Origin of the sequence: Tabrizicola sp., assembly GCF_036781545.1 — a bacterium.
In the GTDB taxonomy this organism is placed as follows: Bacteria; Pseudomonadota; Alphaproteobacteria; order Rhodobacterales; family Rhodobacteraceae; genus Tabrizicola.
Genome location: NZ_DAIQAT010000103.1, coordinates 1 through 12,065, shown reverse-complemented (window position 1 = coordinate 12,065; position 12,065 = coordinate 1). Strand labels below are relative to the sequence as shown.

Annotated in this window: 11 protein-coding genes; 5 read left to right on the top strand and 6 right to left on the bottom strand. The window is 66.7% G+C overall.

Going from position 1 to position 12,065, the window contains the following annotated elements; translation table 11 throughout:
* The 5 genes from V7Q39_RS14375 to V7Q39_RS14355 all read left to right on the top strand — a co-directional run.
* A partial coding sequence (locus V7Q39_RS14375; protein ID WP_333817289.1) for a carbohydrate ABC transporter permease occupies nucleotides 1-532 on the top strand: 532 nt, incomplete at its 5' end.
* Nucleotides 529-1,362 carry a carbohydrate ABC transporter permease gene (locus V7Q39_RS14370; protein WP_333817288.1) on the top strand — a complete coding sequence of 278 codons (834 nt, stop codon included), beginning with the start codon at nucleotides 529-531 and terminating at the stop codon, nucleotides 1,360-1,362. The genes V7Q39_RS14375 and V7Q39_RS14370, both read left to right, overlap by 4 nt.
* A 4-nt stretch (nucleotides 1,363-1,366) precedes the next feature.
* Nucleotides 1,367-2,368 (top strand): ABC transporter ATP-binding protein, encoded by a 1,002-nt coding sequence (locus V7Q39_RS14365; RefSeq protein ID WP_333817287.1) that lies wholly within the window; start codon nucleotides 1,367-1,369, stop codon nucleotides 2,366-2,368.
* A gap of 60 nt (nucleotides 2,369-2,428) precedes the next feature.
* Nucleotides 2,429-3,214, top strand: coding sequence for a ThuA domain-containing protein (locus tag V7Q39_RS14360; RefSeq protein WP_333817286.1), 786 nt, complete (start codon nucleotides 2,429-2,431; stop codon nucleotides 3,212-3,214).
* Nucleotides 3,214-4,269, top strand: coding sequence for a Gfo/Idh/MocA family protein (locus V7Q39_RS14355; RefSeq protein ID WP_333817285.1), 1,056 nt, complete (start codon nucleotides 3,214-3,216; stop codon nucleotides 4,267-4,269). The genes V7Q39_RS14360 and V7Q39_RS14355 overlap by 1 nt, the downstream gene beginning before the upstream one ends.
* Before the next feature lie 90 nt (nucleotides 4,270-4,359).
* On the opposite strand, the gene murD is transcribed toward V7Q39_RS14355, so the two are convergent.
* From murD to V7Q39_RS14325, 6 genes are all read right to left on the bottom strand, one after another.
* Nucleotides 4,360-5,760, bottom strand: coding sequence for a UDP-N-acetylmuramoyl-L-alanine--D-glutamate ligase (gene murD, locus V7Q39_RS14350; RefSeq protein WP_333817284.1), 1,401 nt, complete (start codon nucleotides 5,758-5,760; stop codon nucleotides 4,360-4,362).
* Nucleotides 5,761-5,870: 110 nt separating this feature from the next.
* Nucleotides 5,871-6,965, bottom strand: a complete 1,095-nt coding sequence (locus V7Q39_RS14345) for a LysM peptidoglycan-binding domain-containing protein (protein WP_333817283.1) — start codon at nucleotides 6,963-6,965, stop codon at nucleotides 5,871-5,873.
* A 144-nt stretch (nucleotides 6,966-7,109) separates the two neighbouring features.
* Nucleotides 7,110-8,192 (bottom strand): phospho-N-acetylmuramoyl-pentapeptide-transferase, encoded by a 1,083-nt coding sequence (gene mraY / locus V7Q39_RS14340; protein WP_333817282.1) that lies wholly within the window; start codon nucleotides 8,190-8,192, stop codon nucleotides 7,110-7,112.
* Entirely contained in the window at nucleotides 8,193-9,629 is a 1,437-nt protein-coding gene (locus V7Q39_RS14335; protein ID WP_333817281.1) for a UDP-N-acetylmuramoyl-tripeptide--D-alanyl-D-alanine ligase, read from the bottom strand.
* The gene (locus V7Q39_RS14330) at nucleotides 9,629-11,110 is read right to left on the bottom strand and encodes a UDP-N-acetylmuramoyl-L-alanyl-D-glutamate--2,6-diaminopimelate ligase (protein WP_333817280.1); all 1,482 of its coding nucleotides are present in this window, start codon (nucleotides 11,108-11,110) and stop codon (nucleotides 9,629-9,631) included. The genes V7Q39_RS14335 and V7Q39_RS14330 overlap by 1 nt, the downstream gene beginning before the upstream one ends.
* Before the next feature lie 25 nt (nucleotides 11,111-11,135).
* Nucleotides 11,136-12,065 (bottom strand): penicillin-binding transpeptidase domain-containing protein (locus V7Q39_RS14325; protein WP_333817279.1); only part of this gene is annotated, 930 nt, incomplete at its 5' end.

Genomic DNA, 12,065 nt, shown 5'->3' with positions numbered 1-12,065 from the left:
CGCGAAGATGTGGGCCTGGATGCTGAACGACCAGTTCGGCATCCTGAACGACATCGCGCTGAAGCTTGGCCTGATCAGCCAGAAGATCGCCTGGACCGCCTCGGTCGACACCGCGATGTATGCCGTCCTCATGGTCGACATCTGGAAGACCACGCCCTTCATGGCGCTTCTCATCCTTGCGGGGCTGCAGATGGTGCCGCGCGACATCTACGAGGCGGCGAAGCTGGACGGGATCAATCCGGTCAAGGTGTTCTTCAGGATCACCCTACCGCTGATCCGCCCGGCGCTGGCGGTGGCGATCATCTTCCGGATGCTGGACGCGCTGCGCATCTTCGACCTGGTCTATGTGCTGACGCCCAATTCCAAGGCCACCAAGACCATGTCGGTGATCAGCCGCGAGAACATGATCGACTTCGACAAGTTCGCCTATGGCGCGGCGCAGTCGACGCTTCTCTTCGCGATCATCGCGATCTTCGTCAGCCTCTACATCTGGCTGGGCAAGGTCGACCTTTCCGGGGAGGGCCAGAAATGACCGCGCAGAAGCTTCTTTCCACCGTCGGTTTCTACGCGCTGGTCGTGGTGATCGTCGTCTTCTCGGTCTTCCCGTTCTACTACGCGATCGTCACCTCTTTCGCGACCGGGACCGAGCTGTTCAAGGTGAACTACCTGCCAAAGTCGTTCAACTGGGCCAACTATTCCCAGGTGCTGGGGCAGCCCAACTTCATCCGGTCCATCGGCAATTCGGTGTTCATCGCGACCACCACCGTCGTCTTCGCGCTTTTCCTGGCTGTGACCGCCTCTTACGCGCTGGCGCGGGTGCGGTTCCAGGGGCGGGGGCTTCTCTTGATGGCGATCCTCGCGGTGTCGATGTTCCCGCAGATCGCCGTGCTGGCGGGCCTGTTCGAGCTGGTGCGCTTCCTGGGCATCTTCAACACGCCCTGGGCGATGATCCTGTCCTATGTGATCTTCACCCTGCCTTTCACCGTCTGGGTGCTGACCACCTTCATGCGTGACCTGCCGGTCGAGATCGAGGAGGCCGCCATCGTCGACGGCGCCACCCCCTGGATCATCATCACCAGGGTGTTCCTGCCGCTCCTTTGGCCCGCATTGGTCACGACCGGACTTCTGGCCTTCATCGGCGCCTGGAACGAGTTCCTCTTCGCGCTGACCTTCACCAGTTCCGAGACGACCCGGACGGTGCCGGTGGCGATCGCGCTGCTCTCGGGCGCAAGCCAGCAGGAGATTCCCTGGGGTCCGATCATGGCGGCCTCCGTCATCGTGACGGTCCCGCTGATCATCCTCGTCCTCATTTTCCAACGCAAGATCGTCGCGGGGCTGACCGCGGGCGGCGTGAAGGGCTGACATCATGGCAAAGATCGAACTGAAGAACGTCACCAAGTCCTACGGCGCCGTGCAGGTGATCAAGGGCATCGACCTTACCATCGAGAAGGGCGAGTTCATGGTCTTCGTCGGGCCTTCGGGCTGCGGCAAGTCCACGCTTCTGCGGCTGATCTCGGGGCTGGAGGAGATCACCACCGGCGACATGCTCTTCGACGGCGAGAAGGTGAACAACCTGATCCCGTCGAAGCGCGGCATCGCCATGGTGTTCCAGAGCTATGCGCTTTATCCGCATATGAAGGTCTATGACAACATGGCCTTCGGGATGAAGCTGGACAAGACCAGCGAGGCCGAGATCCGCAAGCGCGTCGAATCCGCCGCGAAGCTTCTGCAGATCGACCACCTGCTCGACCGCCTGCCGAAGCAGCTGTCGGGCGGTCAGCGCCAGCGCGTCGCCATCGGCCGCGCCATCGTCCGCGATCCCCGCGTGTTCCTGTTCGACGAGCCCTTGTCGAACCTCGACGCCGCGCTGCGGGTGCAGACACGGCTGGAGATCGCGAAGCTCCACCATTCGATGTCCAACGTCACGATGATCTATGTGACACATGACCAGGTGGAGGCGATGACGCTGGCCGACCGGATCGCGGTGCTGCGCGACGGGCGGTTGGAGCAGGCGGGCAGCCCGGCCGAGCTATACGAGCGCCCGAACTCGATCTTCGTCGCGGGTTTCATCGGCAGTCCGAAGATGAACTTCCTGACCGGCAAGTTCGCCGAGGCCGAGAACTGCACCACGCTGGGCGTCCGGTCTGAACATATCGAGGTGGTCCCGGACGGGCCATGGTCGGGCGAGGTCCTGCATGTCGAGGATCTGGGGTCCGACCACTATCTCTTCGTCGAGATCGGCAGCGACGAGCCCGTCATCGTCCGCCGCCCCGGCAAGGCCACTGTCGAGGTCGGCACCAGAGTGTCCATCGCCCCGCAGGCCGGCCATCTCTACCGCTTCGACGCGGAGGGCAAGCCCCTCCGCTGACCCCTACCCCGCGCGGCCGTGTCATGGCCCGGGCGCGCATCCATGTGAAGGAGACTACCCATGACCATCCGCGTCACCGTTTGGGGCGAGAACGTCCACGAGCAGAAGAACAAGGTGGTGGCCGAGGTCTACCCCAAGACCATGCACGGCACGATCGCCGAATTCCTGAACAAGGAAGACGGCATCATCGCCTCGACCGTCACGCTGCAGGACCCCGACCACGGGATGACCGCCAAGAAGCTGGCGGAAACCGATGTGCTGGTCTGGTGGGGCCATGCCGCCCATGGCGAGGTCAAGGACGAGATCGTCGAGCGCGTGGCCGAGGCGGTCTGGTCCGGCATGGGCGTGATCTTCCTGCATTCCGCGCATTTCTCGAAACCCTTCAAGCGGCTGATGGGCGCGCCCTGCAACCTGTCCTGGCGCGAGGCCGGGGAACGTGAACGGCTCTGGGTCACCTCGCGCCAGCACCCGATCGCCCGCGGCCTCCCCGACCATTTCGAGATCGAATACGAAGAGATGTATGGCGAGCCCTTCGGCGTGCCGGAGCCGCTGGAAACCGTCTTCATCAGCTGGTTCCAGGGCGGCGAGGTGTTCCGCTCGGGCCTCACCTACCGGCGCGGCGCGGGCAACATCTTCTACTTCCGCCCGGGGCATGAAACCTATCCGACCTACCACCAGCCGCTGGTGCAGAAGGTAATCACGAACGGCGTCCGCTGGGCCTTCAACCCCGAGGCGCGGCTGGCGAAACCCACCGATGCGCCGAACACCCCGGTCGGCAAGACGCTGGAACCCGTAGTCGAACGCGGGCCGCGCCTGCATCATGACGGTGAGGCTGGATACCGGTGATGCAGCCCGTCCGCATCCTGATCCTTGGCACCGGCGGCATGGCGAAGAACCATGCCGAAGCCTTTGCCGCGATTCCCGGCGTCAGCGTCGTCGCCGGGATCGACACCCGCGCCGAACCGCTGGCCGCCTTCCAGAAGGCCCACAACATCCCGCACGGCTTCGCCTCGGTGCAGGATGCGATTGCCTGGGGCGAGTTCGACGCGGTGACGAACGTCACCCCCGATGCCGCGCATTACCCGACGACCCTGCCCTTCCTGGCTGCGCGCAAGCATGTGCTGTGCGAAAAGCCGCTCGCGACCAATGCGAAGGACGCCGAGGATATGGCCACCGCCGCCGCGATGGCCGGCGTGGTGAACATGGTGAACCTCAGCTACCGCAACGTCCCCGCGCTGCAGCACGCGGCGCAGATGGTGCGGGACGGCGCCATCGGCACGATCCGGCATTTCGAGGCCTCGTACCTGCAAAGCTGGCTGACCCAGCCCGCCTGGGGCCACTGGGACCGCGAGCCGCAATGGCTCTGGCGGCTGTCGACGAAGCATGGGTCGAAGGGCGTGCTGGGGGATGTGGGCATCCATATCCTCGACTTCGCCACCTTCATCGCCGGGATGGACGCGACGCAGATCTCCTGCCTGCTCCAGAACTTCGACAAGGCGCCGGGCGGGCAGATCGGGGAATATGTTCTGGATGCCAACGACAGCGCCACGATGCAGCTGCGGCTTTCCAACGGCGCGCTTGGCACGGTGGCCGCCACCCGCTTCGCGACAGGGCATCTGAACGATCTCCGGCTCCGGCTTTACGGACAGACCGGGGGGCTGGAAGTGAGCTTCGAGAAAGCGGTCAGCCGTCTTCGTGCCTGTCTGGGCGAGGATATCCAGACCGCCACCTGGAGAGAGTTGGACTGCCCCCCCGTCCCCACCGTCTACCAGCGCTTCATCGCGGCGATCCGCGGCGAAAGCGCCGCCGATCCCGACTTCGCGCGTGGGGCAGCGTTGCAACGGCTGCTGGACCGGGCGGTGGAGTCGGCGGACCACGAGGGAAAACTGCTGGCTGTCTGACGGCCCGCTCTTCGAGCCCTTCGGGCACTCATCGCTGGGATCCGTCTCCGAGGAGTGCCCGAAGGGCTTCGACGAGGGCGTCTTGCGGAGCTAACCGATCAGAGCCGTCACCCTTGCGGTGAAGTCCTCGCCGCGCTTCTCGAAGTTCGGATATTGGTCGAAGCTCGCCGCAGCGGGGGCCAGCAGGACCACCTCCCCCGCCTGCGCCTCTTCGGCGGCGTGGGCGACGGCCCGTTCCATCGTCTCGCAGATTTCATGCGGGGTCTCGCCGATCTGCAAGGCGAAGTCGCGGGCCGAATGGCCGATCAGGTAGGCCTTCACCACCGATCCCAGCACAGGCTTCAGCGCGGCGATCCCCCCGTCCTTCCCCATGCCCCCCGCGATCCAGCGGATGCGCGGGAAGGCCTGCAGGGCCTTGGCGGCGCTGTCGACATTGGTGGCCTTGCTGTCGTTCACGAAGCGCACCCCGCCTCGTTCTCCGACCAGCTGGCTGCGGTGCGGCAGGCCCGCGAAGCTGTGCAGCGCCCCCTCGATCAGCTTCGGCGCCAGGCCCAGCGAGCGGCAGGCGGCATAGGCGGCGCAGGCGTTCTGGTGGTTGTGCGCGCCCGGCAGGCCCTTGACCTCGCGCAGGTCGATCGAGGCCACCTGCCGCCCCTTCCGCCATTCCGCCAGGAACCCCTTGCGGGCGAAGACCGACCAGCCGAAGCCCTCCAGCTTCTGGCCGGAGGAGACCCGGATCACCCGGTCGTCCTGCGGCCCCTGCGCCAGCACACCGGCCAGATATCGCCCCTCGACCTCGTCCACCCCCACCACGGCCCGGTCCGGCCCGCCCAGGGTGAAAAGCCGCGCCTTGGCGGCGAAATAGCCGCCCATGCCGCCGTGCCGGTCCAGGTGATCCGGCGAGAGGTTGGTGAAGACCGCCACGTCCGGCGTCAGCGCCCGGGCCAGTTCCGTCTGATAGGAGGAGAGTTCCAGCACCACCACTTCGCCGTCGACGGGCGGGTCGATGGACAGGACCCCGGTGCCGATGTTCCCCGCCATCTGCGCAGGCTTGCCCGCGACCTGCAGGATATGGTGGATCAGGGCCGTCGTCGTCGACTTGCCGTTCGATCCCGTCACGGCCACCACCTTGGGCGGGGTCTCCATCTCTTCCCACTCCGGCCCGGCCGCGCTCTGGAAGAACAGGCCGATGTCGTTGTCGACCGGAATCCCCGCCTCCAGCGCGCGGGCGATGATCGGGTTGGGCGCGGGATAGAGGTGCGGGATGCCGGGCGAGGTGACGAGGCAGGCCACCCCCTCCAGCGCCGCGTTGCGGGTGAGGTCCGTCAGCAGAAACCCCTCGGCTTCCGCCTTGGCCCGCGCCTCGGGGCTGTCGTCCCAGAGCAGGGGCTCCGCCCCCCCGGCCCGTAAGGCCGCCGCGGTGGCAAGGCCCGACCGGCCCAGCCCCAGCACCGCCACTTTCGCACCCTTGTAGCCCTTCACCGGGATCATCGCCTGCCCCCCATTGGTCCCGGACAGGGATAGGGGAGGATCGGCAAAAGGGGAAGAGCCGGTGCCCTCCCCCACCTGCCAGCCTGCCCCCGCTTCGGGGGCGGGCCGCGTTACTTCTTCAGGTTGTTGTATTCCGCCAGCCCGGTGGCGACGATGTCGTACCATTCGCCCGACTCGCGCATCTCGGCGAGGCCGCGGTTGAGCATGGCGATATACTCCTGCCCGCGCCGGTTCGACCGCGAGGTCACGAAGTGGTGCGTGTTGAAGGTGGTCAGCGCCGGGTTCAACAGCACCTTGTCGGTCGCGCCCAGCTCCTCGAAGTTGGCGGTCGAGGTCTCGACCTCGATGGAATAAAGGTCGACCTTGCCCTCCAGCAGCAGCTTCGCGCATTCCATCGGCGTCTTCGGGCGCACGAATTCCACCGCAGGCGCGGCAAGCCCCTCGACCTCGAGGTCGCTGGTGGGCCAGCCCTCAGGCCGGCAGATCTTGGCCCCGGCATAGTCGGAGAAGGCGCGGGCCTGGGCGTATTTGCTGTCCACGAGCGTGTGGTAGGAATAGGCCACCTCGTAGATCGGGTCGGAGAATTCGAACTCGGTGCACATCGTCACCGCGAATTCGCCCAGCATGTCGATCTTGGAGCAGTCCGGCTTCGACCAGGCGATCGACACGTCATAGGCCGACGAGGGCAGCAGCGTGGCGATATGCGCGCCCCAGTCGTCGACGAAGGCGATCTTGTAGTCCCGGTCGTTGCCGCCGCGCTGCATCGCGGTCGTGGCCATGCGGACATAGATGCCGCCGCCACTCAGGCTTTCGTCGGTGAAGGGCTTCCAGTCGTTCGCAGAGACGAATTTCAGCGGCGGCAGGTAGGGCCGGTTCGGATCGCGCGTCTCGTCCTGCTTCTTCGTTTCCGACTCGATCACCGCGCTCAAGGTGCTGTCGGGGGTCAGCCGGCCATCCGCGCAGGGCAGGATCAGTTGCAGGCCGGCCGGAAGGCTGTTGGTGTTGCCTGCAATCGCCTCGCGGTTGGCGTTGAAGATCATCTGATAGTTGTAGGACCCGTAGGCGGCCTGGGCGATACCGCCCAGCGTGTCGCCCTCGCGGACGGTATAGGTGGTGCAGGCCTCTTGGGCGGAAACAGCAACCGGAGCCAGAAAGACGACGGCGGCGAACTTGATACAACAAACGGCTTTCATGGCACGAAACATCAGCTCATCCTCCGATTGAAGTCTGCGCAATGCACAGCTTCAACTGGGTGAAACTTTTGCCATTTCGTGGCCAAAATGGGGCCATTCGCGGGGTCTTCGCCCTGCGAGGAAACAAAGGCCGCCCGAGAGGAAAGCCGGGGCCTTTTACCGGACCTTCAGCGTCGCCAGCCCGATCATCGCCAGGATCACGCTGATGATCCAGAAGCGGATCACGATCTGCGGCTCGGCCCAGCCCTTTTTCTCGAAATGATGGTGGATCGGCGCCATCAGAAAGATGCGTTTCTTGGTGCGCTTGTAATACAGCACCTGGATGATCACGCTCAGCGCCTCGACCACGAAGAGGCCGCCGACGATGGCCAGCACGATCTCGTGCTTGGTGCAGACCGCGATGGCCCCCAATGCCCCGCCCAGTGCGAGCGACCCGGTATCCCCCATGAACACCGCCGCCGGAGGGGCGTTGTACCACAAGAACCCGAGGCCCCCACCGAACAGCGCGGCTGAGAAGATCACCAGTTCCGAGGTGCCCGGCACATAGTGCACGTCAAGGTATTGCGTATAGTCGACCCGTCCCACCGCATAGGCGATGATCCCCAGCGTGCCGCCCGCGATCATCACCGGCATGATCGCGAGGCCGTCGAGCCCGTCGGTCAGGTTCACCGCATTCGCCGCGCCCACGATCACCACCATGCCGAAGGGCACGAAGAAGACGCCCAGATTCAGAAGCGCGTTCTTGAAGAAGGGGAAGGCCAGCTGGTTCGTCAGCTCCGCCGGGTGGAACTGCGCCGCCGCATAGGCCGCCAGCGCCGCGATCAGCAGGCCAAGGCCCATCCGCACCCGGCCCGAGACGCCCCGGGTATTCTGCTTCGTGACCTTGGCATAGTCGTCGGCAAAACCGATGAGACCGAAGGCCAGCGTCACCAGGATCACGATCCAGACGAAGGGGTTGTCGAGCCGCGCCCAAAGGAGCGTCGAGACCATCAGTGCCGACAGGATCAGCAGGCCCCCCATCGTCGGCGTCCCGGCCTTCGACAGGTGCGATTGCGGCCCGTCATCGCGGATCGGCTGGCCCTTGCCCTGTTTGCGGCGCAGCAGGTCGATCAGCGGGCGCCCGAAGAGGAAGCCGAAGAGCAGCGCGGTGACGAAGGCCCCACCCGCACGCACGGTGATGTAGCGGAAGAGGTTGAGGACCCCGCCCCCATCGGAAAACTCGGCAAGCCAGTAAAACATCTAAAGGGTCCCTTCTTTCGGGCTCGCGGCCTGCCCCATTTTTCTGAGAACGTCAACGATCAGACTGACCTTCACGCCCTTCGATCCCTTGACCAGAAGGATGTCGCCCGCATCGACCAGGCTGCGCACGCGCGGCACCAGTTCCTGCGCGGTCTCGACCCATTCGCCCCGCTGCGCGCGCGGCAGGGCGGCGTAGAGCGCCTTCATCCGCGGCCCGACGCAATGGATCACATGCACCGCCGACAGACCCGGGTGCCGGGCGACGGCGGCGTGGAGTTCGATCTCGGTCGGACCCAGTTCCAGCATGTCGCCCAGGATGGCGATCCTCCGCCCCCCGCCCACGCGCCCGATCCCGTCCACGGGCTTTGCGGCGATCAGCACGTCGAGACTTGCGGCCAGCGAGGCCGGGTTGGCGTTGAAGGCATCGTCGATCAGGTCGAAATAGGTCTCTTCCACGATGTCGAGCGTGATCCGTTCCCGCTGCCCGCGCCCTGCCGGGGGCAGCCAGCGGCCCAGGTCATGCGCGGCGATCATCGGGTCCGCCCCCAGCGCCTCGGCCACCGCCAGCGCGCCCAGCGCGTTCAGCGCGAAGTGGCGGCCGGGCGAGGAGACCTTGTAGAGCAGCGGTTCGCCCCGCCGGGTGGCGCGGCAGACCGTCGCCTCGTCGCCGATCCGCGCCTCGACCAGCCGCCAGTCGGCGCCCTCGCCGGTCCCGAAGCCCACGGCGACCGCGCCGACCTCTGCCGCTTTCGCCCGGAGGATCGGCGTCGTCGCCATGTCGGCGTTGAAGACCGCCGTCCCGCCCGCGACCAGCCCGTCGAAGATCGCGGCCTTCTCCTGCGCGATCCCCTCGATGCTGGCAAAAGCCTCCAGATGCGCGGGTGCAACGATGGTGATCATCGCAACGTCCAGCCTTGCCAGCCGGGCAAGCGGGGCGATCTCGCCGGGGTGGTTCATCCCGATCTCGATCACCGCGAAATCCGTGTCGACCGGCATCCGCGCCAAGGTCAGCGGCACGCCCCAATGGTTGTTGTAGCTGGCCTCGGCCGCATGGGTGCTGCCCTGCCCGGACAGGATCGCGCGCAGCATCTCCTTGGTCGAGGTCTTGCCGACCGACCCCGTCACGCCCACGACCTTGGCCTTTGTCCGTGCCCGCGCCGCAGCGCCCAAAGCCTCCAGCGCCTTCAGCACATCCGGCACGATCAGCAGGGGGGCGTCCTCCGCCACGCCTTCGGGAACGCGGCTGACCAGTGCCGCCGCCGCCCCCTTCTCCAGCGCCTGCGCGACGAAATCATGCCCGTCGCGCGCATCCTTCAGCGCGACGAACAGGTCGCCCTTGGCCAGGATCCGCGTGTCGATGGAGACGCCCGAAGCCTGCCAGGGCTTCGTCACCCGCCCGCCGGTGGCCTGCGCCGCATCGGAGGAGCTCCAGAGCATCAGATCACCCCGTCCAGCGCCGCGACCGCGACGCTCGCCTGCTCCACATCGTCGAACGGGTAGACATCCGTCCCCACCACCTGCCCGCTTTCATGGCCCTTGCCCGCGATCAGCAGCGCGTCCCCCGGCAGAAGCGCATCCACCGCCCGCAGGATCGCCTCGGCCCGGTCGCCGACCTCATGCGCTTCGGGACAAGCCGCCAGGATCGCGGCGCGGATCGAGGCCGGGTCCTCGGTGCGCGGGTTGTCGTCGGTGACGTAGAGCACATCGGCATGGGCCTTGGCCGCCGCGCCCATCAGGGGGCGCTTCAACCGGTCCCGGTCGCCGCCCGCGCCGAAGACCACGACGATCCGGCCCATCACATGGGGGCGCAGCGCCTTCAGCGCGGTCTCCAGCGCATCGGGCGTATGGGCATAGTCGACATAGACCGCCGCCCCGTTCCGCCGCGTCGCCGCCAGCTGCATCCGGCCCCGGACGCCGGTCAGCCGGGGCAGCACCGCCAGCACCGCCTCGGGCGCATCCCCCGCCGCAATCGCGAGGCCCGCCGCCAGCGCCACGTTTTCCGCCTGGAAGGCACCGATCAGCGCGAGCCGGGTCTGGAAGGCGCGGCCCTGCCACAGATAGCGCACCTCCTGCCCAGTGGCGTCAGGCCGAGCCGCGGCGATCTGCAAGTCCGCGCCCTGCCCCTTGCCCACGGTCAGCACCCGAAGCCCCCGGTCCAGCGAGAGTTCGGCCATATCCGACCCCTTGGCGCCGTCCAGATTCACCACCGCCACCCCATCCTCGGGCAGAAGCCGGGTGAAAAGCTGCGCCTTGGCCTCGAAATAGGCCTCCATCGTGCCGTGATAGTCGAGGTGGTCCTGCGTCAGATTGGTGAAACCACCAGCCACCAGCCGCACCCCGTCCAGCCGCCTCTGGTCGATCCCGTGGGACGAGGCCTCCATCGCCGCATGGGTCACACCGCCCTGCGCCGCCGCCGCCAGCAGCTTCTGCAAGGTCACGGGGTCCGGCGTCGTATGCCCGCTGGGCGCAGTCCAGGCGCCCTCGATCCCCGTGGTGCCGATGTTGATCGCCTCATGCCCCAGGGCCGCCCAGATCTGGCGGGTGAAGGTCGCGACCGAAGTCTTGCCGTTCGTCCCCGTCACCGCGACCATGACCTGAGGCTGTGCGCCGAACCACAGGGCCGCCGCGCAGGCCAGCGCCGCGCGCGGGTCTTCGGCCACCACCAGCGCGACGTCGGTCTCGGCCAGGGCCTCGGCGGCCAGCTTCGCACCCGCCGCATCGGTAAGGACCGCGGCCGCACCCTGCTCCAGCGCGCCCGGGATGAACTTCGCGCCATGCACCGAACTGCCCGGGAGCGCGGCGAACAGCATCCCCGCCCGGACCGCCCGGCTGTCCGCCGTGATCCCAGACAGCGCCGGGTCGCGACCGGCCCGGGCGGTGAGCCCGAGGTCGGAAAGCCGTGTCGCGCGCGCTGCCATGTGAGTTCCCCGTGACTAGCCAGCTTCAGTTGCTGGCGGCAGTTACCGCATCCGTGGCGACAGGTTCAAGCTTGGGGCGCAGCCCCATCAGCGGCGCCACCCGCCGGATGATCTCGGCCGCGACCGGCACCGCCGTCCAGCCCGCCGTGCGTCGGGTCTGGGACAGGGTATCATCCTGCGGTTCATCCAGCGTGACGATCAGCACATATTGCGGGTTCGACGCCGGGAACATCGAGGCGAAGGTGTTCACCACCTTGTCCTTGTAATAGCCGCCCGATTTCTTCGGCTTGTCCGCCGTCCCGGTCTTGCCCGCGACCTCATAGCCCGGCACGTCGCCCAGGGTCGCGGTGCCCTCCAGCACCACGCGGCGCAGCATCTTGACCGATTCCTCCGCCGTCTTCTCGCTCATCACCCGAACGCCAGTCGTCGGCCCCTCGCGCTTCAGCAGCGTCGGCTTGATCATCACGCCGCCGTTGGCGATCGCCGCATAGGCCGCCGCAAGGTGCATGGGCGAGGCCGACATGCCGTGACCGTAGGAGGTGGTGATCGTCACGATCTCCGGCCATTTCTTCGGGATCAGCGGCTTCGCGCCGGGGGCCTCGACCAGTTCCACCGGCGTCGGCTCGAAGAAGCCCAGCGACTTGAGGAACTGCTGCTGCCGCAGAGGCCCGATCATCAGCGCGATATGCGCGGTGCCCACATTCGACGACTTGGCGATCACATCCGTCACCGCCAGCAGGGGGCCGTAGTTGTGACCCTCGAATTCCTTGATCCGGTGCTTGCCCCAGATCATCGGGGCATTCGCATCGACCAGGGTCTGCGGATTGACCAGCCCCAGCTCCATCGCCTGGGCCACCGCGAAAATCTTGAAGGTAGAGCCCAGCTCGTAGACCCCCTGCACCGCGCGGTTGAACAGGGGGCTGTCGCCGGGTTCGGCATTCTTGTCGACCAGCGG

What these genes read in the sequence shown, in the direction of transcription:
- V7Q39_RS14355 (WP_333817285.1), top strand. Translation starts at nt 3,214, where the DNA reads ATGCAGCCCGTCCGCATCCTGATCCTTGGCACCGGCGGCATGGCGAAG.
- V7Q39_RS14360 (WP_333817286.1), top strand. Translation starts at nt 2,429, where the DNA reads ATGACCATCCGCGTCACCGTTTGGGGCGAGAACGTCCACGAGCAGAAG.
- V7Q39_RS14345 (WP_333817283.1), bottom strand. Translation starts at nt 6,965, where the DNA reads ATGTTTCGTGCCATGAAAGCCGTTTGTTGTATCAAGTTCGCCGCCGTC.
- V7Q39_RS14330 (WP_333817280.1), bottom strand. Translation starts at nt 11,110, where the DNA reads ATGGCAGCGCGCGCGACACGGCTTTCCGACCTCGGGCTCACCGCCCGG.
- V7Q39_RS14370 (WP_333817288.1), top strand. Translation starts at nt 529, where the DNA reads ATGACCGCGCAGAAGCTTCTTTCCACCGTCGGTTTCTACGCGCTGGTC.
- murD (WP_333817284.1), bottom strand. Translation starts at nt 5,760, where the DNA reads ATGATCCCGGTGAAGGGCTACAAGGGTGCGAAAGTGGCGGTGCTGGGG.
- V7Q39_RS14365 (WP_333817287.1), top strand. Translation starts at nt 1,367, where the DNA reads ATGGCAAAGATCGAACTGAAGAACGTCACCAAGTCCTACGGCGCCGTG.
- mraY (WP_333817282.1), bottom strand. Translation starts at nt 8,192, where the DNA reads ATGTTTTACTGGCTTGCCGAGTTTTCCGATGGGGGCGGGGTCCTCAAC.
- V7Q39_RS14335 (WP_333817281.1), bottom strand. Translation starts at nt 9,629, where the DNA reads ATGCTCTGGAGCTCCTCCGATGCGGCGCAGGCCACCGGCGGGCGGGTG.